This is a genomic window from Cryobacterium sp. TMT1-62 (assembly GCF_004403145.1).
Classification (GTDB): Bacteria; Actinomycetota; Actinomycetes; order Actinomycetales; family Microbacteriaceae; genus Cryobacterium; species Cryobacterium sandaracinum.
This window is the reverse complement of the sequence record NZ_SOGZ01000021.1, coordinates 23,037-49,710: the sequence shown is the minus strand read 5'-3', so window position 1 is coordinate 49,710 and position 26,674 is coordinate 23,037. Positions and strand designations below refer to the sequence as shown.

Sequence of the window (26,674 nt, the reverse complement as noted above, 5' to 3'; positions counted from 1 at the left end):
TGGGGTCCGGGGCTGTATGCCCCGAACCCCACACGTGTTATCTGTTTACTGCTGACGAGCTGGTTGAACGAGAGCTACTCGCTCTTGGTGATGTCGGTGTACATCGGCACGGAGTCCCAGCCGAAGACGACGTTCTCGACCGACTCGGACCAGACGCCACTGACGTTGGAGTACCAGAGCGGGATCGTGGGAAGGTCGGCGAGGAGGACTTCCTGTGCTTCCTGGTACTTCGCGGTGGCGTCCTCGACGGAGGACGCGGCTGCGCCTTCCTTGAGCAGCGCGTCGAACTCTTCGCTGGTGTAGTCCTCGTAGTTCGAGCCGGCACCGGTCTGGTACAGCGGAGCGAGGAAGTTGTACAGCGACGGGTAGTCACCCTGCCAGCCGGCGCGGGTTCCACCGGTCAGCTTGTCGGCGGAACGGTCGTCGAGCGCCGCAGCGAACGTCGGGTACGGCTTGCCGATGGCTTCGATGCCCAACGTGTTCTTGATGCTGTTGGTCACCGCGTCGACCCAGGCGGCATGGCCGCCGTCGGAGTTGTAGGCGAGGTCGAACGTGCCGGTGTAGGGTGCGATCGCGTCGGCTTCGGCCCACTTGGCCTTGGCTTCTTTCGGGTTGTATTCGAGGACTTCGGCACCCTTGAGGGAATCGGAGTAACCGTCGATGACCGGCGAAGTGAAGTCGGTCGCAGGGGTGCGGGTGCCCTGGAAGATGACGTCCGTGATTTCCTTGCGGTCGATCGACATCGAGATGGCGGCGCGTCGCAGCTTGCCCTCCTCACCACTCCAGTGCTCGAGGTAGTACGGCATGTTGAAGCCCTGGAAGATGGCGGCCGGCTGGTTCACGAAGCGGTCCGGGAAGTCCGACTCGTAGGACTCGAACGCGGCGTCCGGGACGGCGTCGAGCACGTCGAGGTTGCCACCCTGGACATCCGCGTACGCGGCGTCCATCGAGGCGTAGAAGACGATGTTCAGGCCACCATTGGCGGGCTTGCGCACGCCGTCGTACTCGGGGTTGGTGACGAGGTCGATTCCGACCTCGTGCTCCCAGGCGCCCTCTTTGGCCAGCATGTACGGGCCGTTGCCGATCGGGTTCTCGCCGAAGGCTTCCATGTCCTCATACGCGGCGGAGGGCAGCGGCATGAACGCCGTGTAGCCCAGGCGCAGCGGCCAGTCGGCCTCGGGAGAGGCCAGCTCGACCGTGAAGGTGGATTCGTCGACGACCTTCAGACCGGTCAGTTCGGCGTCAGCGTCGTAGCTGAAACCGGCGATGTTGTCAAAGAAGTAAGAGGCGCTCTGAGCGTTGCTGAACTTCGCTCCGAAGTTCCAGGCGTCCACGAAGGAGTCAGCCGTGACGGCCTCGCCGTCGGTGAACTCCCAGCCGTCGTTGAGCGTGACGGTCCAGTTCTGGGCGTCGTCGGACTCGATCGACTTGGCGACCTCGTTCTCGATCTCGCCTTTGGCGTTGTACGAGACGAGCCCGGCGAAGATCGAGGTGGTGATCTTGCCGCCTCCGGTCTCGGTGGTGTTCGTCGGGACCAGCGGGTTCTGCGGCTCGGATCCGTTCGTGGTGATGATCGCCGCGGTGTCACTCTCTGCCGGGGCGTCTCCGCTGGCGCAACCGGAGAGCACAAGGGCTCCCGCGGCAGCCAAGGCGATGGCAGGTATGCCCAGTCTCCTGATTTTCAATTTTCCTCCAGTGCACAGGGAAATGCCGCGTGACCCTCAGGCGAGCAGACATCTCGGATATACCGACCTTAAAGAGTGGGCGCGGACTTCGCATAATCTATTGGGGAAACGTTACAGATGCGAAACAAACTGCGCAGGATAGTTGCGCCACAGCAGGTTCTTGCGCGCAATCCGTCCACCGAATTCAGCAACCTGCACGTTCCGGGCAGTGGGAAGATGGGAGGATGATCGTGACCGCCCACGCACGCCCTCCGCTGTTGATCTTCGACGGCGACTGCGCGTTCTGCACGACCTCCGTGAACACCATGAAGCGTCTGATTCCCGGCATGCCGGCTTCCGCTCCCTACCAGTGGACCGACCTGACGTCCTATGCGCTGACGACGAAGGATGCCCAGTCCCGGGTTTGGCTGATCGTCGACGACCACCGGTTCGGCGGCGCCGCGGCCGTGGCCGCCCTGCTTCGGCACCAGCCGAATGTGCTCATGCGCGTCTTGGGCTGGCTCGGCACCGTGCCGCCGTGGTCGTGGGCGGCCGAAGTGGGCTACCGGCTCGTGGCGCGGTACCGCCACCGGCTGCCCGGGGGAACACCGGCCTGCCGGATGAAGCCGGGCGCGTGACTCTGCGCGGCAATCGAACCGGGCTCCGCTGGGAGGTAGGGATCGTCCTCGGAATGTCGCTCGGGGCATCCGCGCTCTACTCGATCATTTCGATCATCGCCCGGCTGACCGACGCCCGGCCGCTCTCGGAGCAGTCGGCGACCCTGAACGGGTCGCAGTCACCGCGGGAATGGCTCGACTTCAGCTATCAGTTCCTGAGCATCTTCTTCGCCCTGTTCGCCGTGGCCCTGGTGCTCTACCTGCTGTGGCTGCCGGGGCAGAGTCCGTTCCGGCGGCTGGGCTTCGACTTCACGCAGCCGGGGCGCGACCTAATGCGCGGTTTCGGGCTGGTGCTCGTGATCGGTATCCCCGGACTGGGGCTCTACCTCGCCGGGCGGTCCCTCGGCTTCACCGTGGCGATCGTGCCGTCGCCGCTCGACACGTTCTGGTGGACGATCCCGATCCTGGTGCTCTCGGCGTTGCGCTCGGCACTGGTCGAGGAGCTGATTGTGGTCGGCTACCTGTTTACCCGGCTGCGCGAGCTGGGTTGGTCCACCTGGACCATCATCGTGTCCTCGGCGCTTTTGCGCGGCAGCTACCATCTCTACCAGGGCATCGGGCCGTTCTTCGGCAATGCGGCCATGGGGGTGCTGTTCGGCTGGTGCTATCTGCGTTGGGGACGCACGATGCCGCTCGTGATTGCGCACTGGATCCTCGACATCGTCTCCTTCGTCGGGTACCCGCTCGCCCTCACCTGGTGGCCGGGGCTCCTCGCCCCCGCTGCCTGACCTGCCGGCCGACCTGACCTGCCTGACCTGCCGGCCGGCCGGCCTGCGAATTCGACGGAGATTTTGCCGAGAATGGCGCGAATCGGGCCAAAACCTGGCCGGACAGGCAAAATCTCCGTCGAATTCGTTAGGGAGTGGCGGTCTACTCGAAGGCCTCGGGGGGCGGGCAGGCGCAGACGAGGTTGCGGTCACCGAAGGCGTTGTCGATGCGGCGCACCGGCGGCCAGTACTTGCCACGGATGAGACTGCGCACCGGGTAGACCGCGGTCTCACGGTCGTAGGCGTGCGTCCACTCCCCCTCGATCACCGACTGTGCGGTGTGCGGGGCATTGTGCAGCGGGTTGTCCTCGGCAGGCCAGCGGCCGGCGGCTACGGCATCCGCTTCGGCCTTAATCGCGATCATGGCCTCGACAAACCGGTCGATCTCGCCCAGGTCTTCACTCTCGGTGGGCTCGATCATGAGCGTACCGGACACCGGAAAGCTCATGGTCGGCGCGTGGAAGCCGTAGTCGACGAGTCGCTTGGCCACATCATCGACGCTGACCCCGGTGGCCTCGGTGAGCGGGCGTAGATCGAGGATGCACTCATGTGCGACCAAGCCGTTGTCACCGGAATACAGCACCGGGTAGTGAGCCTCGAGGCGCTTGGCCACATAGTTGGCCGCGAGAACCGCGGCGCCGGTGGCCGCGTGCAGACCCTCGGCCCCCATCATGCGCACATAGGCCCAGGAGATCGGTAAAATGCTCGGGCTGCCGTACGGCGCCGCCGAGACCGGCCCGCCGGAGTGCACGACCGTGCCGCCCACTGTGCCGCCGACCGTGCCGCCACTTTCATCGACACCGCCGTCGACCGCCGCCGCATCGCCGGAGGCGAGGAGGTAGTGCTCGTCGCTCTGAGCGAGGGGATGCCCCGGCAGGAACGGAGCGAGGTGCGCCTTGGCCCCGACCGGACCGACGCCCGGCCCGCCGCCGCCGTGCGGGATGCAGAACGTCTTGTGCAGGTTCAAGTGCGACACGTCGCCGCCGAAGTCGCCGTAACGGGCGAAACCGAGCAGGGCGTTCAGGTTGGCGCCGTCGACGTAGACCTGGCCGCCGGCGTCGTGCACGGCCGTGCAGATGGCGCCGACCTCGTGCTCGTAGACGCCGTGCGTCGACGGGTAGGTGATCATCAACGCGGCGAGGTTCTCGGCGTGCTTCGCGATCTTGGCGCGCAGGTCCTCCAGGTCGACGTTGCCGAGCTCGTCGCAGGCGACGACGACGACCTTCATGCCGGCCAGCACGGCGGATGCCGCGTTGGTGCCGTGCGCGCTGGACGGGATCAGGCAAACCGTGCGCTGGGTATCCCCGGTGGAGAGGTGGTAGCCGCGGATCGCGAGGAGCCCGGCGAGTTCACCCTGGCTGCCGGCGTTGGGCTGGAGGGACACGGAGTCGTAGCCGGTGACATCCGTCAGCCAGGATTCGAGCTGCCGGATCAGTTCCAGGTAGCCCTCGATGTCGGCACGCGGCGCGAACGGGTGCAGCCCGCCGAACTCGGGCCAGCTGACGGCCTCCATCTCGGTGGCCGCGTTCAGCTTCATGGTGCAGGAGCCGAGCGGGATCATGCCGCGGTCGAGCGCGTAGTCGAAGTCGGCGAGGCGCTTGAGATAGCGCATCATGCTCGTCTCCGAGCGGTGCGTGTTGAACACCGGGTGGGTGAGGAACTCGCTGGTGCGATGAAGTTCGGGCGGAAGGCCGGCCTCGACCATGCTGAAGTCCACCAGGCCGAAGGCATCCCGCCCGCCGAACGCGCCGACGACCAGGGCGAGATCCGCGAGAGTCGTCGTCTCGTCGACGGCGATGCCGACGGTGTCCGCGTCGACCAGGTAGAGGTTGACCCCGCTGGCGGAGGCGGCCCGGGCGATCTCGGCGGCGCGGCCCGGAACGGAGGCACGGACCGTGTCGAAGAACGTCGCGGTGACAACGTCGACACCGGCGGCGAGGAGAGCGACGACGAGTTGCCCGGCGCGCTCGTGCACCTGGGCGGCGATCTTCCGCAGGCCGTCGGGCCCGTGGTAGACCGCGTACATGCCGGCCATCACGGCCAGCAGCACCTGGGCGGTGCAGATGTTCGAGGTGGCCTTGTCCCGACGGATGTGCTGCTCACGCACTTGCAGCGACAGGCGGTAGGCCGGGTGGCCGGCCGCGTCAACGCTGACGCCGACCAGGCGGCCGGGAAGCTGACGCTCGAGGCCACTGCGCACGGCCATGTAACCCGCGTGCGGACCGCCGAAGCCCATCGGCACGCCGAAGCGCTGGCTGGTGCCCACGGCCACGTCGGCGCCGAGCTCGCCGGGCGAGGTGATCAGGGTCAGGGCGAGCAGGTCGGCGGCGACGACGACGAGCGCGCCCTGCGCCTGGGCGGCGGCGATAACGCCGGCCGGGTTCCAGACCCGGCCGGATGCGCCGGGGTACTGCACGAAGAGACCGAAGTACCCGCCGAGGTCCTCAGCGGACCCAGCCAGGTCGACCTCCACGAGGTCGATCCCGACGGCGGCCGCGCGATTGCCCAGCAAGGCCTTCGTCTGCGGCAGCGCGTCGGCGTCGACGAGGAAACGGGTCGACTTCGACTTCGACGCCCGACGGGTGAGGAGCATGCCCTCCACCACGGCGGTCGACTCGTCGAGCATGGACGCGTTGGCCGTGGAGAGTCCGGTCAAGTCGGCGATCATGGTCTGGAAGTTGATCAGCGCCTCAAGACGGCCCTGGGAGATTTCGGGCTGGTACGGAGTGTAGGCCGTGTACCAGCTGGGATTCTCGAACACATTGCGCTTGATCACGGCCGGGGTGACGGTGTCGTAGTAGCCGAGACCAATCATGGACCGCTTCACGGTGTTGCGGCCGGCGAGGTCCCGCAACTCCGCGATGGCCTCCCGCTCGGTGGCGGCGGGCGGCAGGGTGCTATCACCGATGGTGCGGAACTGGTCCACCTGGATCGATTCGGGCACGGCCGCGTTGACGAGGGCGTCGACCGATTCGTAACCGAGGATCGACAGCATGCGGGACTGCGCGTCGGCATCCGTGCCGATGTGGCGCTGAGTGAAGGGCTGTGACATGTGCGCGGAACCTGGCTTTTCGTTTTCGTTACTCGCCGATGAGGGCGGAGTAGTCGGCGTAACTGAGGAGCGGAGGCAACTCCGCGAACGTGACCTTGAGCAGCCAGCCGGCGCCGAACGGGTCGCTGTTGACGAGCTCGGGGCTCTCGACGACGGCGTCGTTGGTCTCGGCGACGGTGCCCGTGACAGGGGCGAAGAGCTCGCCGACCGACTTGGTGGACTCGATCTCGCCGACGACGGTGCCGCCGGCGACATCGCTGCCGACGGCTGGCAACTCGACGAAGACGACGTCGCCTAGCTTGTCGGCGGCGTAGGCGGTGATGCCGACGGTGGCGGTGTCGCCGTCGACGAGAACCCACTCGTGCTCGGCGGTGTACTGGAGTTCAGACTGTTCGGCCATGGGGGTGTTCCTCTCGAGGGGTGGACTATTTCTGACGCTTGTAGAACGGAAGGGCGGTCACAGTTGCGGGGATGCGGGTGCCGCGCACATCGACGAAGACCTGGGTGCCAAGTCGCGCCAGGCCGGGAGCCACGTAGGCCATGGCGATCGGATGTCCGAGCGTCGGCGACAGCGCCCCGCTCGTGATCACGCCGTCGGCCACGGTCGCGTCGGCACTGCGATATACCAGGTAGTCGGCGCGCCCGGCACGCTTGCCGGCAGATTCCAGTCCCACGAGTACGCGCGCCTCCGCGCTGGGACCCTCTTCGCTGGCCTCGCGGCCGATGAAATCGACCTCCTTGGCGAGGTTCACAACGCGGCCGAGTCCGGCCTGCGCCGGGTAGGTCGAGGTGCTCAGTTCGTGGCCGTAGAGCGGCATGCCGGCCTCGAGACGGAGGGTGTCGCGGCTGGCGAGCCCCGCCGGCACGAGGTGGAAAGAGGCGCCCGCCGCGCGGAGCGCGTCCCAGAGCGCCGCGGCATCCGGCACGTCGACATAGAGTTCGAAGCCGTCTTCACCGGTGTAGCCGGTGCGGGCAATGAGAACGCGGCCGGCCTGGAAGGTACCACCCAGGGCGCGGTAGTACTTCAGCGCTGACAGGTCGCCGTCGACCGTGAGGTCCGCCGTGGCCTCGAGGATGGCGCGCGAATTAGGCCCCTGCACGGCGATCAGGGCGACGTCGTCGCTCTGATCGGTGACGGTGACGTCGAAGCGGGTGGCCCGGGCCGTGAGCGCCTTGACCGCCGGGAAACGGTTGCCCGCGTTGGCGATGACGAGGTACTCGTTCTCGGCCGTGCGGTAGACGACGATGTCGTCGATGATGCCGCCGGCACGGTTGAGGATGAGGCTGTACTTGGCCTGCAGCAGGTCGATCGTGGAGAGTCGGCCGGCGAGGGCATAGTCGAGGAACGCTCCGGCGTCCGGCCCGGCCACCAGGATCTCGGCCATGTGCGAGAGGTCGAAAATGCCCGCGCTGGTGCGCACGGCGTGGTGCTCGGCGAGATCGCTCGAGTAGCGCACCGGCATCTGCCACCCGGCGAAGTCCGTGAAACTGGCGCCGGCATCCACGTGCGCCAGGTGCAGCGGGGAGAACCGCTCCACCGTGGGGGTTGAATCGGTGTGGGCTTCAGTGTCCGAGGTCATGAGTTCTCCAGGTTGTCGCCGGCCGGGGGCCGAGCAAGAATCTCCGGGGCGCGATCGATCGATCGTACCCCTGGGAACTCCCCCTCTGTCGTCAGGCCTGAGAGCTTCACCGCAGCCGTTGGTCGGGCGCGATTTTCACCGTGGGCGAGCCGCTGTCGAGCCGCGACTACTTTTCAGAGTGGCCAGTTCGATGCGGTACGAGTACCTGAGAGATTGTCGGGGAGGATTGCTCCTTCGGTGTTCGACTGCCTGAGGGCGCCGAACTCTCCCGCATCGACCTTGATGGCCCTATATTCACTTGAGGGTGTGCGCTCCGAGCCTAGCGCGTGCGGGCCCGGCAGCGCGGTGCGGCCGCTTCCGTTGCCTCCCGGCGACACCTCCAGCGGGAACGCGTACCCTTGTCACTTCGCCCGCGATTCGTGCGGCCCACACAGAAAGGCGTTCCGTGGACATCACACTCCTCCGGCATTTCATCGCCGTCGCCGAGGAGTTGCACTTCCCGCGCGCCGCGATGAACCTCAATATCTCCACCCCGAAATTGCGCTCCTCGATCGCAAAACTCGAGGCGAACATCGGCGTCGTGCTCATCGACCGAACCACGGAGACCACCCGGCTGACCGCGGCGGGCAACCTATTTCTCACGGATGCCCGCACCGAGCTGGCCGCCTCGGGTGAGTCCTGGAAGCCGCCGCTTCCGGCGGGCGGAAAGGCCAAGGCGGCGAAGGGCAAGGGCCGCGCGCCCGAGGTGAAGGGCCAGCCGCGTCCCGGCAAGCGCCGCCAGGGCCGCTAGCCCGCACGCTCGACTTCGGACTCTAGACGCCGGCCGAGGCACGGCGCCAGGCCGAGAAACTGGCCACCGATCCGCTATGCGGCGGCACCAGCCACGGCCACGGATGCAGCGCGGCCGCGCCCTCCGCGTAGCGCGCAAAGCTGGGTACCGGTGCAAACGTGACTGCTGCGTCGAGATCCGGAACGATCACTCGCGGGTCACCCAGGTACACGACCACCTCGCGACGCCGGGCCAGATCCTGAAGGGTTTCCACGGTGAAGATCAGTCTTTTGCTTGAGAGCCGCAGCCTGGCCAGGGCCGGCTCGTCGAAGACGAAGGCGGCCGGGAGTGCGGGATGCGCCGCAAGGGCCGGATCGGCGTCGCCCAGGGAATCCACCGTCAGCAGCACCGACCGGGGTGCGCGGCGGCGCACGACGTCGGTAGGCCCCTGCGTGTCGGACAGGTGCGGATCGTGCGTGAGGTTCGCCGGCACATTCGTCACCGGCACTGGCGCTGCCCCCACCGGAAACTGCTCGATCGGGCAGGCCCGGGCGAGCGGACAGTCCCGGCAGAGCTGCGGCGCTCGTTTCTCAACCTGCCAGCGGGCGAAGCCGTAGGCGGAGCCGGTGCCGGCACCCACGGTCCACTGCCAGCCCAGGAGGTTGGCCGCGCGGGAGCCGTCGAGCAGGTGCCGGTAGAATTCTTCCTGGCCGGCATGCCACCCCGCGCCAGACCGGACCGTGTACTGGGAGGCCAGCCACATCCGGGTCTGGTTGACCAGCCAGCCGTCGGTTTCCAGTTCCGACACGACCGAGTCGATGCAGTGCATCCGGTGCGGCCAGGCCTGGGGTTCGAATTCTCCGGACCAGGGTGCCGCAAAGCGCAGGTTTCGGTGCAGGGCCACACCCACACGCGCATAGAGATGTCGGGCGTATTCCTGCCAGAGCAACTCGTCCCGGAATTTGCGGGTATCTCGGGCAGGTCCGTCTGCGACGTGCTCCCAAGCCCGGCTAAGCGGCACCAGGGAGTGCCGAATGTACGGTGATAGCCGGGATGCCCCGCGATCGATTTCCGGCAGCACCTGGCTGCGCCTGGCCGCATAGCCCGCGACCGAGAATGCCGCGAGGGCACGGTCGGCGCTGGTCTGGCCACCCCGGATGCTCGGGCTCGCCCGCACCTCGTCGTCGACCAGGTGGTGCAGATGGCGCCGCACCACGGCATCCGCGGTTCCGTCATTCAGAGCGATGAGCACACCTGATTTTAGACCCTGCCTGAGGGGCAGCAGAAAGCGAAACGGGCCTGGGCCGGTCACGATCAAAATGATCGCGATCGGCCCAGGCCCGCTGGCGGTGAGCAGGTGGCCGGGTAGGCCTACTTGTTCCGCACGTGCACCGGGGCGGCGATCTCCTCAGCCTCATCGACCGATAGTTCGAGGTGTGCGAACGCCGGGTCATCCGCGAACGATTTCATCCGCGCGATCCGGTAGATGATCAGACCGTAGAGGGCCTTGGCGAGGATGTCGGCGACCGAGTATCCGATCTGTTTGCCGACCCAGGCATCCGAGCCGTCGATACCAAGCATGGGCAGTAGGTAGGCGATCGGGTAGACACCCCAGGTCAGCAGCAGAAGCAGACGCAGCTGGCTGATCGTGCGGCGCACACTCCGCGGCTGGCGGTCGAGGGACTTGGTCAGTTCGATGAACAGAACATAGAGGATGTATGCGAACGGGATGGTGGAGAGCAGACCGAAGATTCCGCGCACCCCGTTGTCCCCGCTGAGCTCGCCAGGGTACCCGAGGATGATCATCAGGGCCGAAGCCGGAATGAGCCGGTACAGGAGACTGGTCTGCACCTTGCGGGCCAGGGCGAGAACCGCGATCAGTTCGAGCAGCAGCAGGGGAACCGTGAGCAGCCAGTCGACGTAGCGGTAGCCCTCATTGAAGGACTCCCCGGCGACCTGCACATAGTTGCCCGCCCCGCCGATGGCCTCGGTGACGAAGGCCGCCTTGAAGGAGTCGAAAATGCGGAAGTAGTGGTAGGCGGCAATCGCACAGACGATGGCCGCGACGGTCATCGCCTGACGGTACCGGGGCAGGACCCGCTTGAGCGAGATGATGATGAAGATCGACGTGAACAGCTGTGACGCGATGACGAGCGAGAACACGTTGTAGACGGTGTCGTATTGAATCTGGGTGAGGGAATCGGGAATCACGTTGTCCTCCGAATAAGCGAGAAAGAACAGGAAAGAGCCGTGCTGTAGAGCTTTGCTGTGTTTATTGATTGATCAGTCATTTAACTGCCTAGCTGACTGCTGTCTAAAAATTTAGTACGAGTTTCCTGAATCTTTGCATAGAGTATGCCCCTAGTCAAAAGGTCAATAGCGGGCAGACAGATGACGGCCCCTCGGAGCACGGAGGAGCGGGTTCTCCGACAGGGGGTCGGCCGATCCGGTACGCGCCACGTCGGTGAACACCCCTCGCCTGACAGCGTGGTGCTTGAGCAGGTGGTTGCGGATGGCGCGCAGCCGCTACACGCTCGGTGACCTGGTCGACACCAGGCCGACCGCGCCCAAGCCGATGAAGATGGCCGTGCGAATCAGCAGACGCACCATGACTACCCCTTCTTGACCGCGGCCTTTGCCGCGCGCTTGGTTTCCCGCACCCGGGTCAGCGATTCGGGGTCAACAATGTCGGCGACGGACCGGAACGAGCCGTTCTCGCCATAGGGCTCGGAGGCCTCGCGCCAGCCCTCCGCGACGAGCCCCTGACGCTTGCCGAGCAGGGCAAGGAAGATCTTCGCCTTCTGCTCGCCGAATCCCGGGAGCGCTTTCAGGCGCCGCAGGATCTCGGCGCCGTCCGGGGAGTCGGCGGTCCACAGGGCGGACGCATCACCCCTCCAGTCTGAGGCGATCACACCCGCGAGGGTCTGCGTGCGAGCGGCCATCGAGCCCGGATAGCGGTGCACGGCCGGCGTGGCCCGGAACACCTCGACGAGTGCGTCGGCGTCGAAGCCGGCGATGGTCGCCGGATTGAGCGTGCCGATCCGGTCGCGGATCTTGGCCGGACCGGCGAACGCGGTCTCCATCGCGATCTGCTGATCCAGCAGCATCCCGAGGAGGAGCGCGAAGGGGTCATCACTGAGCAGGGCGTCGGCGGCGTCGTCGCCGGTGAGGTGCAGAATCATGCGCCCATTGTGCCACCGGCGGCGCGCCGGCGGGACTCCCCTAGACTCGGCGGATGTCCCGCCTCGTCGTCGTCCTCCCGCTCACGGCGCTCAGCACCGGCGACAGCTTCCCGGTGTCGGAATGGCCATTGCACATCACCGTGCTGCCCCCTTTTCACACGGATGTCGCGGCATCCGTCATCGCGGATGTCATTTCCGGCGTCGTCGCCGCCACGGCATCCGACCGCACCGCCCTCACGGCGGTCGCGGGTGCCGACGCGCTCTTCGGCCGACGCGAGGACGTGCCGGTGACGCTCGTCGGGGACGATCCACGCCTGACCCGGTTGCACCGCGCCCTCATCGAGGCTGTGCGGCCGCTTGCCTCCATCCCCGACGAGCCCGCGTTCACGGGTCCCGGCTTCCGGGCCCACATCACGATCAAGAACGGCGCCCGGGTGCACGAGGGCCAGCGGCTCGCTCTCACCCAGATCGCCCTCGTGGACATGGCGCCCCGATCGGCGGCGAGCGGCCGCACGGTGCTCGCCACGTTCCCGTTGCCAACTGCCGTGTGAGCGCAGTCACCCGGTCGGGTGCAGCGGGTCTGTGCGCCGAGTTCGACGACTGCAAGCGAGTTCGGCGCCTCTGCCGGGCAGGTTGCCGGGTGGGAGGCGATCGCGATGCTCGGCAGCCGATTCGGCGGGCACGCGGAATACGTCTGCATCCCGCAGGATGGCGCGATCACGGCGAAGCCACGGAACATGACCTTCACGGATGCCGTGACTCTCGTCTCCGGCGGGACCACCGCCCATGCTTTTTTCAGTCGCACCGCGATCAAATTGGGCAGCACCGTGCTCGTGAACGGCGCATCCGGTGCCGTGTGCACGGCGGCGGTGCAGCTCGCCAAGCAGATGGGCGCGCGAGTCACCGGTGTGTGCAGCGGCGCCAACCGCGAGCTGGTCACCGCGCTCGGCGCCGACCGGGTGATCGACTATACAACGGAGGATTTCCTGCTCGAGGAGCAAACCTACGACGTCATCATGGATTGCGTCGGGAACGCCCCCTTTGAACGCGCTGCGGCGTGCCTCACTCCGGGCGGGGCCCTGTTGCTCGTCGTTTCCGATCTCCGGGGGGCTGCTTCTGGCCGCCTGGCACACCAGGAGGAGCGGGAGGCGGGTCGTCGCGGGCAACATCGACAGCACCGCGGATGCCCTCGCGCACCTGGTCGACCTTGCCGAGTCGGGTCTGTTCCTGGCGGTCATCGATTGGACGTACGACCTGACCGACATCGCTCTGGCGCACCGTTTCGTCGAGGCCGGCCATAAGAGAGGCAACGTCATCCTGTGCGTCGCGGGCGGTTGAGGGGGCGGAAGCAGTCGCTCTGGTCCGTGAGCGTCGGGTACGCGGTTTTGAATTCATCGAGCGTGGCCCCGATCCCGATTCTGTTGCTCGTCCGCGGAGACGCCGAGGTGTCGGCCGAGGGATCTCCCCGTTCCCTGCAACACGATTTGCTGAAGCGGGGAGCCCCGCGCGGTGGCTAATTCAGGAGAATTGTCCGGCCCGCGGCGGTATCCACATTGAAAGACCAGTCTGGGGGCATCCCCGGGCGACAGATCTCCTGATTTAGCCACACCCCACCGTGCCGGCTCCGTCGAGCGAGGCCTACCGCGAATTCTCACGCGCCGGATGCCCCGCTGAGAGCGCTGGCAGCGGAGTTCGCCGGCTGCGGTCGAGATCGCCCCACAACACCAGGGGGACTCGACCGGACCTGTCGATCTCGGCGACCGCGACCGCGGGCACGGTCGATCGACACGCCACACGCAACGCGCTGGACGTTGAAGCGGAGCTCCACCGCATCACCGCACGAAAACGCATTGCGACTACCAGATAACTCAGCCGGCCAAGCCAAGGAAGACCATCACGACTCGCTCGAGTGCAACGAGCTTCGCCATCGTAACTGGTGCCGGAACGGACAACTGCGCCCCGTGCACCGGCCACAATTGTCCGAAACGGAAACAGTTGCGGCCGGAACTCGGCTAGACGTTGAAGCGGAACTTCACCACGTTCCGTCACCGATAGACATGGCCCCGCCCACGAAGGCCGCCGACACGTAATTTGTGCAACGATGTCCCGACTGCAGTCAGATCCAAGGCGACATCGGGGGAAGTATGACCGTTCACGGGGTGCCGGATAAGTTCGGCAGAGCGCTGGCAGCTCTGTTTCTGATTGCAGCTCTGTTTCTGACCGGATGTTCCGGCCCACCGGGTCCCGTCCTCGGCGGCGAAAGCCCGACGGCAACAGCAACGCCGACGGCGACAGCAACGCCAACGCCGGGCCGCACTGAAGCGGCGCGTCCGTCAGCTCCGGCCCCTGTGACGGACCTCCTCATCACTGCAACGTCGATCGAACTTCGAGACGCGTCCGGCACGACCCTGTCCACGTTCGATTATTTTCAACCTGCCGGCGAGTTGGTTGCCGGTCTGTCCACGGCTTTCGGAAGCGCACCTACCTCAGAGCACTTCGAGGGCGGCAGCGAGGTGCCTCCGGGAACCAATTACATCTGGGGCGATATCCTGCCTACGGGCTCTGAGTCGCCTACTCCATGGGACGGCGATTTCGTCCTCGTGGATGGTGTGCCAGGCGGGACGTCACCACATGAACCGAACACCTGGGTGAAGGTTTCCTCGTCCGCCGTGAACGGTGTTCAGATCAGCACCGTCGACGGAATCGCTGTCGGAGATGATGCCGCCGAGATCGCGGCACGACACCCCGACACCGCGCGCCCACAAGGCAGCAGACGCGACATCTTCGTTGGTCTCGTGCCGCTCCCACCCTTGGACTCCCTGTCAGAACTGACGTTTTCAGTCTGGCTCATCGCCGCCGACCCACTCGGCCCTATCACCGAATTCCGCTCTCCCTCACCTAACTGGGGCGTGTGAGGTTTTCACTCTTGGTGAGAGGACACAGTATCTCGCGGTGAGGCTCCGGGAGCCAGAGACTCTGTACGAGACGTTCCGGCCACTGCGAGTGACCACTTCTGGGGGAGCGTGAATGAACGGAGGCTATGCCCCGGAGCCCTGAATCGACCGAAGCCGCGCGGGGAAGAAGTAGGCTCTGACCAGGCCCCAACTTCAACACCTGGAGGACTTTGTAATGCGCCGACCGCTGGCTCTGACCGCCATTGTGGCCGCCGCTTTGCTCACCCTTGCCGCATGCAGCACCGACCAGGTCGAAGGCGATGTCGCCGCATCGTCACCGACACCGGTCGCGACCGCCACGGTAGCACCCGAACCGGAACCCACTCCATCGGCGACACCTGCCGCGCTGCCGGCAACCATAATCATCGGCGCCGAAGCCACCGATATCGTCACAGCCGACGGCACGGTCCTCGCATCGCTGAACTATCAGAGCGATGGGGATGCAGCTGTGGCCGTACTCAGGGGCCTTCTCGGCGAGCCGACGTCAGAATCGGTGGAGGAGTCCTCCCATTACCCAAGGGCCGAACTCACGGAATGGGACGGCTTCACGATTGGGGTGAACCGTCCTGACGCAGACTTCAATCCGCGGCCGGGCCCGTACAACCCCGCCTTTCAGGTCAGGGCATCCGGAACCATGGCCACCAACGGTGTCGCCATTGAGGATGTCAACGGCAACCAGACCGGGCAGGACTTCGAGTCAACAGCTGACGGCAAGCCTGCCGATCAAGTGCATTTTGACGAAACCTTCGGGATCGACTCTGTCACCCTCGACATGCCGTCGTCATTCTCAGGCGCGATTCCGGATTACGGACTGCCAATGACCTACGGCGTGATCGGTTTCACCGGCCGAGACACCGGCATCATCGAAAAAATCCTCGCCCCCACCGACTTGTTCTCGCTAACATAGCCGCGCCCTCAAACGTCGGGACGAGCTGATCAGCTCACCTGCCTCGTCCTCGACGCACGCCGCAGACATGACGTTGTGTCCCACTTCCCGCACCAGGTCGGACGGATACAGACTCTCGACCGTTGTCATGCCCAACCCGGAGCGGGCTACACGTTGAAGCGAAATCCACGGAGTGGCATCGCGGAGCAACCTTTAGAGCCACGTTTCGCGCCCTCCTGGCTGTCTCCGCATCGTCGCTGCCAGCAGCGTAGTGCCCCCTACTCTCTGCCTTCCTCAAGCGGGATGAGCATTGTTCGAAATGGTCCGGCAACGGCGTGGAGGTCCCAAATCCGATCGGCGACGCCGTCGATGCCGTTGGCAAGCTGAAGCTGAGGAATGCCTCCTGGGATCACGAGTTGGCTGACACGGACTCCCTCACCCGCGAGCGCGTCGTGGAGCATCTCGCCGTAGGCGCTCTCAGCCGGGAAGGCGACCGATGTACCTGCGAAGTCAGCGCGGGCCTTCACCGAGGTTCCGCCGTTGATCATGATGATGCTGCCGCTTCCTGCCTGCCGCATTGCTGGGAGCACCGTACGCACCGCGTGGATGAGTCCGAGGGTCGAGAACTGCAGGGCCTCTAGCGCCAGCTCGGGAGTCATCTCAAGCACCGGCTTCAGGTAGTCGCGCGATGGGAGCGGACTGTACTGCAGCGCGGTGATGGGCCCGAGCTCTGCCGCGGCACGCTTAAGGGCAGCTTCGAGCGACGCCGGCGTGCGGACATCAGCAGGGTAAGCACTCGCGGTGAAGCCGGCAGCGGTGAGCTCGGCTGCCATAGCGTCTAGTTTCGACTGGTTTCTGGCGATCAGGGCAATTGAGAAGCCCTCGCGCCCGAACCTTCGCGCAACTGCTGCTCCGAGTCCCGGTCCGGCTCCGATGATGACGATGACAGGCACGATGGTCTCCTTCGATTGCTGCTGCTTCGATGACTAACGCGAGGAGCTAGAGCCTATACATTGAACCTGAACTCCACCACGTCGCCGTCCTGCATGATGTATTCCTTGCCCTCGATGCGGGCCTTGCCCCTGGAGCGGGCCTCCGCCACGGAACCGGCCTCCATCAGGTCGTCGAAGGAGAAGATCTCCGCCTTGATGAAGCCCTTCTGAAAGTCGGTGTGAATGACGCCGGCGGCCTGCGGAGCGGTCCAGCCCTTTCGGATGGTCCAGGCGCGTGTTTCCTTGGGGCCGGCCGTGAGGTAGGTCTGCAGGCCGAGGGTGTCGAAGCCGATGCGGGCGAGCTGGTCGAGTCCGCTCTCGGCCTGGCCGGTGGAGGCCAGCATCTCGGCGGCGTCCTCGGCGTCGAGTTCACTGAGCTCGGATTCGAGCTTCGCGTCGAGGAACACGGCGTTGGCCGGGGCCACCAGCGCGGCCAGAACAGCGAGCTTCCCGGCATCCTGCAGCACCGCCTCGTCGACGTTGAACACGTAGATGAACGGCTTGGCCGTCAGCAGGCCCAGCTCGCGGATGGGCTCGATGTCGAGCGTGGCCGATGACAGCGGCGCTCCGGCGTCGAGGATGGCCTGCGCCTTGAGCGCGGTCTCCAGCACGATGGGGGGAAGCTTGCGCCCTTTGACCTCTTTCTCGAAGCGGGAGACCGCCTTCTCGAGGGTCTGCAGGTCGGCGAGGATGAGTTCGGTGTTGATCGTCTCCATGTCGCCGGCCGGGTCGACGGCGCCGTCGACATGCACCACGTCGGGGTCGGCGAAGCCGCGGATGACCTGCGCGATGGCGTCGGCCTCCCGAATGTTGGCAAGGAACTTGTTGCCGAGCCCCTCCCCCTCGCTGGCGCCGCGCACGATGCCGGCGATGTCGACGAACGACACCGGGGCAGGCAGCAGACGCTCGCTACCGAAGACCGCGGCCAGCTTGGCCAGGCGGTGGTCGGGCAGGTTGACGATGCCGACGTTGGGCTCGATGGTGGCGAACGGGTAGTTCGCCGCGAGCACGTTGTTCTTGGTCAACGCGTTGAAGAGGGTGGACTTGCCAACATTGGGCAGTCCGACGATTGCAATAGTAAGAGCCACGAGAGTCAATCGTACCGTCTGCGACCCGAGGCCGGTCGGCACAGCGGCGACGCGCTGTCGGCGGCCCGTGACAGGATGAAGCGGTGCCAGTCAACTTCACCGCCATCGACTTCGAGACCGCCAACTCCTCCAGCGCTTCGGCCTGCTCGGTGGGGCTGGTGAAGGTCCGTGACGGCAAGGTCGTCGACCGCATCGCCTGGTTCATCAAGCCGGCCGTCGGGCACGACGTCTTCCTGGCCTGGAACATCAAGATCCACGGCATCCGGCCGACGGATGTCGCCTGTGCGGCCACCTGGGCGCAGCAGCTTCCCGACCTGGTCGCCTTCGCCGGCGACGACCACCTCGTGGCGCACAACGCCGGGTTCGACCTGGGGGTCATCAAGACGTCCTCCACGGTCGCCGGGCTGGTCGTGCCCGACTTCAACTACGTCTGCAGCCTCCAGGTGGCCCGCCGCACCTACCACCTCGACTCGTACCGGCTCCCGGTGGCCGCGATGGCCGCGGGCTTCGAGGGTTTCGCCCACCACGACGCCCTGGCCGACGCGGAGGCCTGCGCGGCCATCATGATCCACGCCGCCGACCGGCACGGGGCCGACACTCTCGAGGAGCTGGCGCAGATCACCGGCGTGAAGATCGGCGCCATCGGGCCGTTCGCCACGAAGGAGAAGTCCGCCACGCACGGCCCGATGGCGCTGAACTAGGCATCCTTGGGGCACCGGCTCGGGCAATGTCGGTGGCCACTGGCAGAGTAGAACCATGGATTCCTGGTTCAGTCTTCTTCTCGGCCTTGTCGTCGGCGCCCTGCTCGGCACCCTACTCACGGTGGTCCTCACGGCGCGTTCCGCCGAGCGCCGCAACGAAGGCTCGTCCGGCACCGATCCCCTCGTCATCGAGGCCCGGCACCAGGTGGCCTTGGCCGAGGTGTATGCCCGAGAGGCCGGCATCCAGTCCATCCTGCGCGAAGAGCTGGCCTCAGTCCAGGCCACCGCCGACGCCCTGCGCGGACAGGTCGTCGACGCGGGGCGGCAATACCGCGAACTGAGCGACCGCCAGCGCAACGACCAGGACGCGCGCACCGAGCAACAGAATCAGGAAAGCAAGGTGCTCCAGGCCCTCGCTCCGGTCAAGGAGAGCCTGCAGGACATGCAGCAAAAGGTCGCCGAGCTCGAGGCCCAGCGCAGCCTGCAACACGGCGAGCTCAGCCAGCAGCTGCGGTCGGCGACCGAGTCGGAGGAGCGCCTACGGAGCACCGCCGAGTCGCTCGCGTCGGCCCTGCGCGCCAACAACACGCGCGGGGTCTGGGGCGAAACCCAGCTGCGCAGCGTGGTCGAGGCCGCCGGCCTGATCGAGCGGGTCGACTTCGATGTGCAGTCGAGCATCACCTCTGACGCCGGCGCCGGCCGCCCCGACATGGTCGTGCACCTGCCCGGCGGCAAGAACATCGCCGTCGACGCGAAGGTGCCGTTCACGGCGTTCCTCGAAGCCAGCCAGATCCCGGTCACCGCCACCGGTGCCCTGGGAGCCCAGCGGGCCGTCTACATGAAAGCTCACGTCAAGGCCGTGCGCGACCACATCACCGCCCTCGGCAGCAAGGCCTACTGGCAGGGCTTGGAGGCCTCCCCGGAGATCGTGATCGCCTTCATCCCGAGCGAGTCCCTGGTCTCCTCGGCGCTGGAGGCCGACCCCTCGATCATGGAATTCGCGTTCTCGAAACGGGTGGCCCTCGCCTCCCCGGTGACCCTGTGGTCGGTGCTCAAGACGGTGGCCTTCACCTGGCAGCAGGACGTGCTCACGCATGACGCAAAAGTCTTGTTCGACCTCAGTCGGGAGCTATACGGCCGTCTGGCCACCACGGCCACGCACATCGAGAAACTGGGCCGGTCGATCGAGCGCACGGTGAAGGACTACAACGGCTTCGTCGGCTCGATGGAACGCCAGGTACTGCCCACCGCACGCAAGCTCAATGCCCTCGACGAGTCCAAGGTGCTGGCGCCGCTGGCGGGCATCGAGGACACACCGCGCGAACTGGCCGCCTGGGAGTTCGTGTCGGAGCTGGAGGCCGCGGCACTCGAAAGCGCCGCACTCGATGCCGCCGCACTCGATGCCGCCGCACTGACTGACTCCGAGAATCGCCGATAACGCCGAAAATCGCCGTCGGGACGGCGATTTTCGGCCTTGCAGGCAGCTAAAGCCGAGCGCCTAGAGCCACTTCGAGGCGAGGTGCTCGGCGATCACCCGACGCGTGGTGCCGGACTTCGAGCGCAGCACGATGCTCTCGGTGCGGATGATCGGGCCCTGGCGGCGCACGCCGTCGACGAGTCCGCCATCCGTCACGCCCGTGGCGACGAAGAAGGTGTTGTCGCCGCTGACCATGTCGTCCAGCTCGAGCAGCTTGTCGACGTCGAGGCCGGCCGCGACGGCACCCGCACGCTCGGCGTCGTCCTTCGGTGCCAGGCGTCCCTGCATGTAGCCGCCGATGGCCTTGAGCGCGCAGGCCGTGGTGATGCCTTCCGGGCTGCCACCCGTGCCGACGCACATGTCGATGCGCGTTTCCCAGCGGGCCGCGTTGATGCCGCCGGCGACGTCGCCGTCGCTCATCAGCCGCGTGCCCGCTCCGGCGCTGCGAATGGCGTCGATAAGTTCGGCGTGGCGGGGACGGTCGAGCACGGCGAGGACCATTTCGCCGACTGGCTTGCCCGTCGCCTTCGACAGCTCACGGATGTTGTCGCCGATCGGGGCGTCGAGGCTGACGACTCCGCGCCCGGCGGCGCCCGTGACGATCTTGTCCATGTAGAACACGGATGACGCGTCGAGCATGGTGCCGCGGGAGGAGACCGCGATCACGGAGAGGGCATTCTGGCGTCCGGCGGCGGTGAGGCTGGTGCCGTCGATCGGGTCGACCGCGATGTCGCAGGCGGGTCCGGTTCCGTTGCCGACGCGCTCACCGTTGAAGAGCATCGGGGCTTCGTCTTTCTCACCCTCGCCGATGACGATGAGTCCGTCGAAGTTCACGGTGCCGAGGAAGACGCGCATGGCGTCGACGGCTGCCTTGTCTGCGGCATTCTTGTCGCCGCGGCCGATGAACGGGACCGCACGAATCGCTGCGGCCTCGGTGGCCCGCACCAATTCCATCGCAAGGTTGCGGTCGGGGTGCATGAAATTGGGGGCGACTTCGGGGCTGTTCACAGATGGTCCTTCCCGGACGAAGAGTGCGGCAGTGGCAAGACCCATCTTTGGGCCGGCACCGGTGTCGGTGCTGCCTCGTTCAGCCTAGCGCCCGCTCTTCGTCGCGGGGGCGTTCGCTCGCTGGCACGGCCGGAGACCCACCTCGGTAGGATGAGAAGACCGAAACGGTTCAATCGAGGAGACTCAACAATGCCCATCGCAACCCCAGACCAGTACGCCGAGATGCTCAACAAGGCCAAGACGAAGGGGTTCGCCTACCCGGCGTTCAACGTTTCGTCTTCTCAAAGCATTAATGCCGTTCTTCAGGGCCTGACCGAAGCCGGCTCTGACGGCATCATCCAGGTCACCACTGGTGGCGCAGATTACTTCGCCGGCCACACGGTCAAGAACCGCGCATCCGGTGCGCTCGCGATGGCGCGCTTCGTGCAGTCCGTCGCCGACAATTACCCCATTACCGTTGCGCTCCACACGGACCACTGCCCCAAGGGCGCGCTCGAGGACTTCGTCCTCCCGCTCATCTCCGCTTCCGAAGACGAGGTGAAGGCCGGCCGCAACCCGATCTTCCAGTCGCACATGTGGGACGGCTCCGCAATCCCGCTGGCAGAGAACCTGGACATCGCCAAGGACATCCTGAAGCGCACCCAGGCGATCAACACCATCCTCGAGGTCGAGATCGGCGCCGTCGGCGGCGAAGAAGACGGCGTCGAGGGCGACATCAACGAGAACCTGTACACGACACTCGACGACGCGCTCTCGATGATCGATTCCCTCGGCATGGGCGAGAACGGCCGCTACATGGCTGCCCTCACCTTCGGCAACGTGCACGGCGTGTACAAGCCCGGCAACGTCAAGCTGCGCCCGGAGCTCCTCAAGGAGATCCAGGACGGCGTCGCCGCCAAGCTGGGTACCGGCCCGAAGCCGCTCGACTTGGTCTTCCACGGTGGGTCAGGCTCGACCGACGCCGAGATCGCCGAGGCCGTCGCGAACGGTGTCGTCAAAATGAACATCGACACCGACACCCAGTACGCGTTCACCCGCGCGGTCGCCGGCTACATGCTGAGCAACTATGACAGCGTGCTCAAGGTTGACGGCGAAGTCGGCAACAAGAAGGTCTACGACCCGCGCGCCTGGGGCAAGGTTGCCGAGACGGGCATGGCCGCTCGCGTCGCCGACGCCACCCGCCAGCTCGGCTCCGCCGGCCACTCGAACAGCTAGCACCGGATGACGATGGCCGAGAATTCTTCGTCGACTCCTTCGGGAACCCCTCCGGAGGATTCCCGGCCCCGTCCCCAGTACGGTGAGCTTGCGCCCGAGGGTTGGAGCTGGACTCCCAGCCCGGATGAGCCCACGCTCGCCACACCGCCGGCTCCGGGGCCGTCCGCGGCCCCCGAGCGGGCTGTGCGCCCGGCCGGAACCGCGCCGGCCTGGGACCGGCCGGTGACTATGAGCCTGCTCGTCCTCGGGCTCCTGTCCACGTTCTTCGCGGTCAGCATGCTCACGATGATCACCGAGTCCATTCAGTTGCTCCATACCCAGCTGGATCTCGCCGCGTATGAGCCGGATCCCTCCGCGGCCGGGCTGGTCACGGCCGGGATCATCGGTGTGTCCCTGGTCTGGCTGGCCACGGCGGCAGGCGTGATCCTGTTGCTGGTCCGAGGCAAGCGCGCGTTCTACGTGCCGCTGATCGGTGTGGTCCTGTCCGCGTTCGTGTTCATCGCCTTCACCACCGCGGTTTTGGCCACCGACCCGACGCTGCTCAACGACCCGAACCTGATGGACGTCTACGGCCAGCTGTAGACGACGCCATTCTGCCGGGTCCGGCGTGCACGAAGGCCCCCGTCGGTCAGATCCTGGATCTGATCGACGGGGGCCTTCGTGGTGAACGCGGCTGGCCGGTTCCTAGCTGCTGACCCGTCCGCCGAGACCGCGGGCATCCGCGTTGCCGGCCAGGTCATTGCGCAGTTCCTTCGGCAGCGAGAACAGCAGGTCCTCCTCGGCCGTCTTGATCTCTTCGATGTCGCCGTAGCCGGCCTCGGCCAGATCGGCGAGCACCTCGTGCACGAGTTCGTCGGGCACGGATGCCCCGCTGGTCACGCCCACGGTGACAACCCCGTCGAGCCACTCCTGCTGGATCTCGCTGGCGAAGTCCACGCGGTAGGCAGCCCGAGCACCGTACTCCAGCGCCACCTCGACCAGTCGCACCGAGTTGGACGAGTTCGCCGAGCCGACCACAATGACGAGGTCCGAATCACGGGCCACCTTCTTGATCGCCACCTGGCGATTCTGGGTGGCGTAGCAGATGTCGTCGCTGGGGGGATCCTGCAGATTTGGAAAACGGGCACGCAGGCGACGCACGGTTTCCATGGTCTCGTCCACGCTCAGCGTGGTCTGGGACAGCCAGACCACCTTGTCGGGGTCGCGCACCTCGATGGTGTCGGCGTCGTCAGGGCTCCCGACGAGCGTGGTGTGCTCGGGTGCCTCCCCCGCGGTTCCCTCGACCTCTTCGTGGCCTTCGTGGCCGATCAGCAGGATCTGGAAGTCGTCCCGGGCGAAGCGCACGGCCTCACGGTGCACCTTCGTGACCAGTGGGCAGGTGGCGTCGATTGCCAGCAGGCCGCGGTCCGCCGCCGCAGTGACGACGGCCGGTGACACGCCGTGGGCGCTGAAAACGATGTGGGAGCCGGTGGGCACCTCGTCTACTTCCTCGACGAAGATCGCCCCCTTCTTCTCCAGCTCGGAGACCACGTGGATGTTGTGCACGATCTGCTTGCGCACATACACGGGGGAGCCATACAGTTCGAGGGCCTTCTCGACGGCGATGACGGCACGGTCCACGCCGGCGCAGTAGCCTCGCGGGGCGGCCAGCAGCACCCGTTTGCGTCCGAGCACCGGGGTATCCTTGAGCCTGTTGCGTGCGCGGGGAATCCGTGGCATGCCAAGGTCGATCACAGGCGAATCCGTACTGATAGTCACCTCCTCATCTTATGGGGGCCGACTGTGCAGTCCGTGGGAGGAACGATTGATGACGGACGCACCACCCACCCTCGAGGCCCCCTGGCCGGTCGGGCTGCTGGCCAACAAGATCCGCGGCTACATCGAGCGCCTCGGCACGGCCTGGGTCGAGGGCGAGATCACCCAGTGGGGCGCCAGCGGCGGCAACGTTTACGGCAAGCTCAAGGACCTCACCGAAGACGCCACGGTCGGCTTCACGATCTGGTCGTCGGTGCGCGCGAAGCTGACCAACGACTTCAAGCAGGGCGACCGGGTCATCGCCCTCGTCAAACCCAACTACTGGGTCAAGGGTGGCACTCTCACCATGCAGATGCTCGAGATGCGCCACGTGGGCCTCGGCGACATGCTGGAACGGCTCGAACGACTGCGCAATCGGCTGGCCGGCGAGGGTCTGTTCGACGCGTCCCGCAAGAAGCCGCTGCCCTTCCTCCCCCATTGCATCGGCCTGGTCACCGGCAAAGACTCCGACGCTGAGAAAGACGTCATCCGCAACGCCCAGCTGCGCTGGCCGGCCGTCACTTTCGACCTGGCCTACGCCGCCGTGCAGGGTGATCGCATGGTGTCCGAGGTGACCGCGGCCATCCAGCGGCTGGACGCCGACCCGGAGGTCGACGTGATCATCGTCGCCCGCGGCGGCGGCGACTTCCAGAACCTGCTCGGCTTCAGCGACGAGACGCTGATCCGGGCTGCGGCGGCCTGCACGACCCCGCTGGTCAGCGCGATCGGCCACGAGGCCGACCGGCCGCTGCTCGACGACGTGGCCGACCTTCGCGCGTCGACGCCGACGGATGCCGCCAAACGCGTCGTGCCGGACGTCTCCGACGAACTCAACCGGGTACAGCAGGCCCGGGCCCGCCTCAGCAACCGGCTGACCGGTATCCTCGCGCACGAGGTCGACCGGATCGGTCAGCTTCGCTCACGCCCGGTGTTGAGCACCCCCGAGTGGATCATCGATTCCCGATCCGAGGACCTCACCCGCTACGTCGCCCGCGGCGCCGAGCTAATCGACCGGGCGGTCGAGCGGGCCGGAGCGGTGATCGTCGACCTGCGTTCCCAGTTGCGCGCCCTTTCCCCCCAGGGCACCCTCGACCGCGGCTACTCGATCGTGCAGTTGCAGGGCGGCCAGGTGGTGCGCTCGCCCGGGCAGGCACCGTCGCAAACGAAACTCCTGATCACGCTCGCCGAGGGCGCTCTGGCGGCCACCGCGGACGTGGCAACCTCCGACCCGACACCGTCGAATGAGAAATTAGAATGGACACCATGACCTCGGCACCAGACGAAATCAACGCACTGAGCTACGAACAGGCCCGGGATGAACTCGTGCGCGTGGTGAACGCCCTCGAGCAGGGAGCCTCGTCGCTGGAGGAATCGCTCGCGCTGTGGGAACGAGGTGAGGCTCTCGCCCGCCGCTGCGAAGAGTGGCTGATCGGCGCGAAAGCCAGGCTGGATGCCGCCAGGGCAGGCCAAGTCGACTCCGCCGCGACAGCCGGATGAGCCCCGCCAAGCGCGCGCCCCGAATCGTCGCAGAGCTGGGTCGCCCGGAGACGCCGGATGAAACCCGCACCCGGCTGGCCGAGAACTCCCGCAAGTACCGCTCCCACAAGACCGTGAACAATCTGGTCCTGTCCCTGCTGGCCACACTGGGCACAGTCCTGGTGCTCGTGCTGCTGGTGCCGCGCAGCGACGCCCCGCAGAACCGCGACGTCGATTTCGCCGCCGTCGCCGCGCAGGTGCAACCCGGCCTCACCGATCCCCTGCTGGTTCCGGAGTTGCCGAGTGGGTGGACGGCCAACGCCGCGCAGTGGCGCCTGGGCGGAAGCGACAAGATCCCGTCCTGGTACATCGGTCTGATCACGGCCAAGACCGAGTTCATCGGCCTCACCCAAGCGCTCGGCGCCAACCCGAGCTGGCTCGCCGACGAGCTGCAGGATGCTCCGGTCGCCGGCACCGTCATGATCGCCGGAGTCACCTGGGACGTCTACCGCAACACCGCACCGGAAGATGACCGCGGCAATTTCGAATCCGCTCTGGTGACCACGGCCGGCGACAGTACCTACCTCCTCGTCGGCACCGCCGATGACGAGGAACTCGCCGTCCTGGCCGCAGTGCTGGCCGAACAGATCAGTTCCAACAGCACCGAGGGACAGTAATGGGCGAGGCAGCAACACCGGCAGACGTCTGGACCGACCTGCAGCGCGGAAACGACCGCTTCGTGAGCGGCGAGCCGCGGCATCCGCGGCAGGATGTGGACCGCCGAGCCGAACTCGCCTTCGTACAGACCCCCGACGCGGCCCTGTTCGGCTGCAGCGACTCGCGGCTGGCCGCCGAGATCATCTTCGACAAGGGCCTCGGCGACCTCTTCGTCGTGCGCAATGCCGGTCAGGTCATCTCCGATTCGGTGCTCGGCTCACTCGAATACGCGGTCGCCGTGCTGCGTGTGCCGCTCATCCTGGTGCTCGGCCACGACGGCTGCGGGGCCGTGCGCGCCGCCATCGATTCCCAGGCCGCCGACGCGCAACCTCTGCCCGCGCACATCAGCCGGATCATCGAGAAGATCGTGCCGGCCGTCCGCCGGGTGGCGGAGTCCAAGGATGCGACGTCGATCGATCCCGAGCTGGTCGACGCCCTCGCCGTCGGCCGCGAACACCTTCGCGACACGGTGTCCGAACTGCTCGAGCGCTCTGAGATGATCAGGGCGGCCGTGGCAGAAGGTACATTGGCTATCGTCGGGGCGAACTACCGGCTGCTCGAAGGCCGTGCCGTACCCGACATCGTTGTCGGCGTGGTTTAGCCGAGCAGCCCGCCTGCGGCGAGCCGCCCAGGCCGTCGCCGCGCGTTCCCGTACCGAAGAGATTCCCAACCGAA

General features: G+C 66.4%; 25 protein-coding genes, 1 pseudogene and 1 riboswitch. Of the genes and pseudogenes, 15 read left to right on the top strand and 11 right to left on the bottom strand.

Annotated elements, in window-relative coordinates:
- Positions 1–74: 74 nt before the first annotated feature.
- On the bottom strand, positions 75–1,685 hold the full coding sequence (locus E3T34_RS04840; protein ID WP_104100878.1) for an ABC transporter substrate-binding protein: 1,611 nt from the start codon (positions 1,683–1,685) through the stop codon (positions 75–77).
- Positions 1,686–1,915: 230 nt separating this feature from the next.
- Between E3T34_RS04840 and E3T34_RS04835 the strand changes: the two genes are divergently transcribed.
- On the top strand, positions 1,916–2,302 hold the full coding sequence (locus E3T34_RS04835; RefSeq protein ID WP_241977339.1) for a thiol-disulfide oxidoreductase DCC family protein: 387 nt from the start codon (positions 1,916–1,918) through the stop codon (positions 2,300–2,302).
- 53 nt (positions 2,303–2,355) lie between these two features.
- Positions 2,356–3,069, top strand: coding sequence for a CPBP family intramembrane glutamic endopeptidase (locus tag E3T34_RS04830; RefSeq protein ID WP_134342344.1), 714 nt, complete (start codon positions 2,356–2,358; stop codon positions 3,067–3,069).
- Between the two features lie 142 nt (positions 3,070–3,211).
- On the opposite strand, the gene gcvP is transcribed toward E3T34_RS04830, so the two are convergent.
- From gcvP to gcvT, 3 genes are read right to left on the bottom strand one after another with little or no spacing between them, the layout of a single operon-like run.
- Complete coding sequence (gene gcvP / locus E3T34_RS04825; RefSeq protein WP_134342329.1) at positions 3,212–6,160, bottom strand: aminomethyl-transferring glycine dehydrogenase; 2,949 nt, start codon at positions 6,158–6,160, stop codon at positions 3,212–3,214.
- Positions 6,161–6,188: 28 nt separating this feature from the next.
- On the bottom strand, positions 6,189–6,560 hold the full coding sequence (gcvH, locus tag E3T34_RS04820; RefSeq protein WP_104100875.1) for a glycine cleavage system protein GcvH: 372 nt from the start codon (positions 6,558–6,560) through the stop codon (positions 6,189–6,191).
- A gap of 25 nt (positions 6,561–6,585) precedes the next feature.
- Positions 6,586–7,740: a glycine cleavage system aminomethyltransferase GcvT gene (gcvT, locus tag E3T34_RS04815; protein WP_134342328.1), complete on the bottom strand. Its 1,155-nt coding sequence runs from the start codon at positions 7,738–7,740 to the stop codon at positions 6,586–6,588.
- A 183-nt stretch (positions 7,741–7,923) separates the two neighbouring features.
- Positions 7,924–8,021, bottom strand: a riboswitch (glycine riboswitch).
- 164 nt (positions 8,022–8,185) lie between these two features.
- On the opposite strand from gcvT, the gene E3T34_RS04810 reads away from it, so the two are divergent.
- Positions 8,186–8,530 (top strand): LysR family transcriptional regulator, encoded by a 345-nt coding sequence (locus E3T34_RS04810; RefSeq protein WP_134342327.1) that lies wholly within the window; start codon positions 8,186–8,188, stop codon positions 8,528–8,530.
- 22 nt (positions 8,531–8,552) lie between these two features.
- Here E3T34_RS04810 and E3T34_RS04805 read toward each other — a convergent pair whose 3' ends face one another.
- From E3T34_RS04805 to E3T34_RS04795, 3 genes are all read right to left on the bottom strand, one after another.
- On the bottom strand, positions 8,553–9,761 hold the full coding sequence (locus tag E3T34_RS04805) for an FAD-binding domain-containing protein (RefSeq protein WP_198411491.1): 1,209 nt from the start codon (positions 9,759–9,761) through the stop codon (positions 8,553–8,555).
- 119 nt (positions 9,762–9,880) lie between these two features.
- The gene (locus E3T34_RS04800; RefSeq protein WP_104100872.1) at positions 9,881–10,720 is read right to left on the bottom strand and encodes a bacteriorhodopsin; all 840 of its coding nucleotides are present in this window, start codon (positions 10,718–10,720) and stop codon (positions 9,881–9,883) included.
- A 401-nt stretch (positions 10,721–11,121) separates the two neighbouring features.
- A complete protein-coding gene (locus E3T34_RS04795) occupies positions 11,122–11,691 on the bottom strand; it encodes an HhH-GPD-type base excision DNA repair protein (protein WP_104100871.1) in 570 nt (189 codons plus the stop codon).
- Between the two features lie 53 nt (positions 11,692–11,744).
- Between E3T34_RS04795 and E3T34_RS04790 the strand changes: the two genes are divergently transcribed.
- The 4 genes and pseudogenes from E3T34_RS04790 to E3T34_RS04775 all read left to right on the top strand — a co-directional run bounded on the left by E3T34_RS04790 (position 11,745) and on the right by E3T34_RS04775 (position 15,552).
- Positions 11,745–12,242 (top strand): 2'-5' RNA ligase family protein, encoded by a 498-nt coding sequence (locus tag E3T34_RS04790; RefSeq protein WP_104100870.1) that lies wholly within the window; start codon positions 11,745–11,747, stop codon positions 12,240–12,242.
- A 105-nt stretch (positions 12,243–12,347) separates the two neighbouring features.
- Positions 12,348–13,029, top strand: a pseudogene (locus E3T34_RS16895) (NAD(P)-dependent alcohol dehydrogenase).
- A gap of 806 nt (positions 13,030–13,835) precedes the next feature.
- Positions 13,836–14,606, top strand: coding sequence for a hypothetical protein (locus E3T34_RS04780; RefSeq protein WP_134342325.1), 771 nt, complete (start codon positions 13,836–13,838; stop codon positions 14,604–14,606).
- A 214-nt stretch (positions 14,607–14,820) separates the two neighbouring features.
- The gene (locus E3T34_RS04775) at positions 14,821–15,552 is read left to right on the top strand and encodes a hypothetical protein (RefSeq protein WP_134342324.1); all 732 of its coding nucleotides are present in this window, start codon (positions 14,821–14,823) and stop codon (positions 15,550–15,552) included.
- Between the two features lie 257 nt (positions 15,553–15,809).
- Here E3T34_RS04775 and E3T34_RS04770 read toward each other — a convergent pair whose 3' ends face one another.
- Both E3T34_RS04770 and ychF read right to left on the bottom strand, forming a co-directional pair.
- A complete protein-coding gene (locus E3T34_RS04770; RefSeq protein WP_104100866.1) occupies positions 15,810–16,484 on the bottom strand; it encodes an SDR family oxidoreductase in 675 nt (224 codons plus the stop codon).
- Positions 16,485–16,537: 53 nt separating this feature from the next.
- Positions 16,538–17,611 carry a redox-regulated ATPase YchF gene (gene ychF, locus E3T34_RS04765; protein ID WP_104100896.1) on the bottom strand — a complete coding sequence of 358 codons (1,074 nt, stop codon included), beginning with the start codon at positions 17,609–17,611 and terminating at the stop codon, positions 16,538–16,540.
- A gap of 83 nt (positions 17,612–17,694) precedes the next feature.
- On the opposite strand from ychF, the gene E3T34_RS04760 reads away from it, so the two are divergent.
- Positions 17,695–18,312 (top strand): exonuclease domain-containing protein, encoded by a 618-nt coding sequence (locus E3T34_RS04760; RefSeq protein WP_134342323.1) that lies wholly within the window; start codon positions 17,695–17,697, stop codon positions 18,310–18,312.
- Between the two features lie 55 nt (positions 18,313–18,367).
- Positions 18,368–19,750 (top strand): DNA recombination protein RmuC, encoded by a 1,383-nt coding sequence (rmuC, locus tag E3T34_RS04755; RefSeq protein ID WP_134342322.1) that lies wholly within the window; start codon positions 18,368–18,370, stop codon positions 19,748–19,750.
- Positions 19,751–19,810: 60 nt separating this feature from the next.
- Here the strand turns inward: rmuC and glpX are convergent, their stop codons facing one another.
- Entirely contained in the window at positions 19,811–20,767 is a 957-nt protein-coding gene (glpX, locus tag E3T34_RS04750; protein WP_233191397.1) for a class II fructose-bisphosphatase, read from the bottom strand.
- Positions 20,768–20,986: 219 nt separating this feature from the next.
- On the opposite strand from glpX, the gene fbaA reads away from it, so the two are divergent.
- Together fbaA and E3T34_RS16380 are read left to right on the top strand one after the other, a co-directional pair.
- The gene (fbaA, locus tag E3T34_RS04745; RefSeq protein WP_104100861.1) at positions 20,987–22,012 is read left to right on the top strand and encodes a class II fructose-bisphosphate aldolase; all 1,026 of its coding nucleotides are present in this window, start codon (positions 20,987–20,989) and stop codon (positions 22,010–22,012) included.
- A gap of 6 nt (positions 22,013–22,018) precedes the next feature.
- On the top strand, positions 22,019–22,594 hold the full coding sequence (locus tag E3T34_RS16380; RefSeq protein WP_347232702.1) for a DUF6264 family protein: 576 nt from the start codon (positions 22,019–22,021) through the stop codon (positions 22,592–22,594).
- A gap of 102 nt (positions 22,595–22,696) precedes the next feature.
- Here the strand turns inward: E3T34_RS16380 and E3T34_RS04735 are convergent, their stop codons facing one another.
- On the bottom strand, positions 22,697–23,731 hold the full coding sequence (locus E3T34_RS04735; RefSeq protein WP_104100895.1) for a 4-hydroxy-3-methylbut-2-enyl diphosphate reductase: 1,035 nt from the start codon (positions 23,729–23,731) through the stop codon (positions 22,697–22,699).
- 88 nt (positions 23,732–23,819) lie between these two features.
- On the opposite strand from E3T34_RS04735, the gene xseA reads away from it, so the two are divergent.
- Genes xseA through E3T34_RS04715 form a run of 4 tightly spaced genes read left to right on the top strand, consistent with a single transcriptional unit; the run spans position 23,820 to position 26,600 of the window.
- Positions 23,820–25,073: an exodeoxyribonuclease VII large subunit gene (gene xseA / locus E3T34_RS04730; protein ID WP_134342320.1), complete on the top strand. Its 1,254-nt coding sequence runs from the start codon at positions 23,820–23,822 to the stop codon at positions 25,071–25,073.
- Positions 25,070–25,303, top strand: a complete 234-nt coding sequence (locus E3T34_RS04725; RefSeq protein WP_347232351.1) for an exodeoxyribonuclease VII small subunit — start codon at positions 25,070–25,072, stop codon at positions 25,301–25,303. Before xseA ends, E3T34_RS04725 begins: the two co-directional genes overlap by 4 nt.
- On the top strand, positions 25,300–25,959 hold the full coding sequence (locus tag E3T34_RS04720; protein ID WP_104100857.1) for a DUF4245 domain-containing protein: 660 nt from the start codon (positions 25,300–25,302) through the stop codon (positions 25,957–25,959). The genes E3T34_RS04725 and E3T34_RS04720 overlap by 4 nt, the downstream gene beginning before the upstream one ends.
- Positions 25,959–26,600 (top strand): carbonic anhydrase, encoded by a 642-nt coding sequence (locus tag E3T34_RS04715; protein ID WP_104100856.1) that lies wholly within the window; start codon positions 25,959–25,961, stop codon positions 26,598–26,600. The genes E3T34_RS04720 and E3T34_RS04715 overlap by 1 nt, the downstream gene beginning before the upstream one ends.
- The last annotated feature ends 74 nt before the right edge of the window (positions 26,601–26,674 follow it).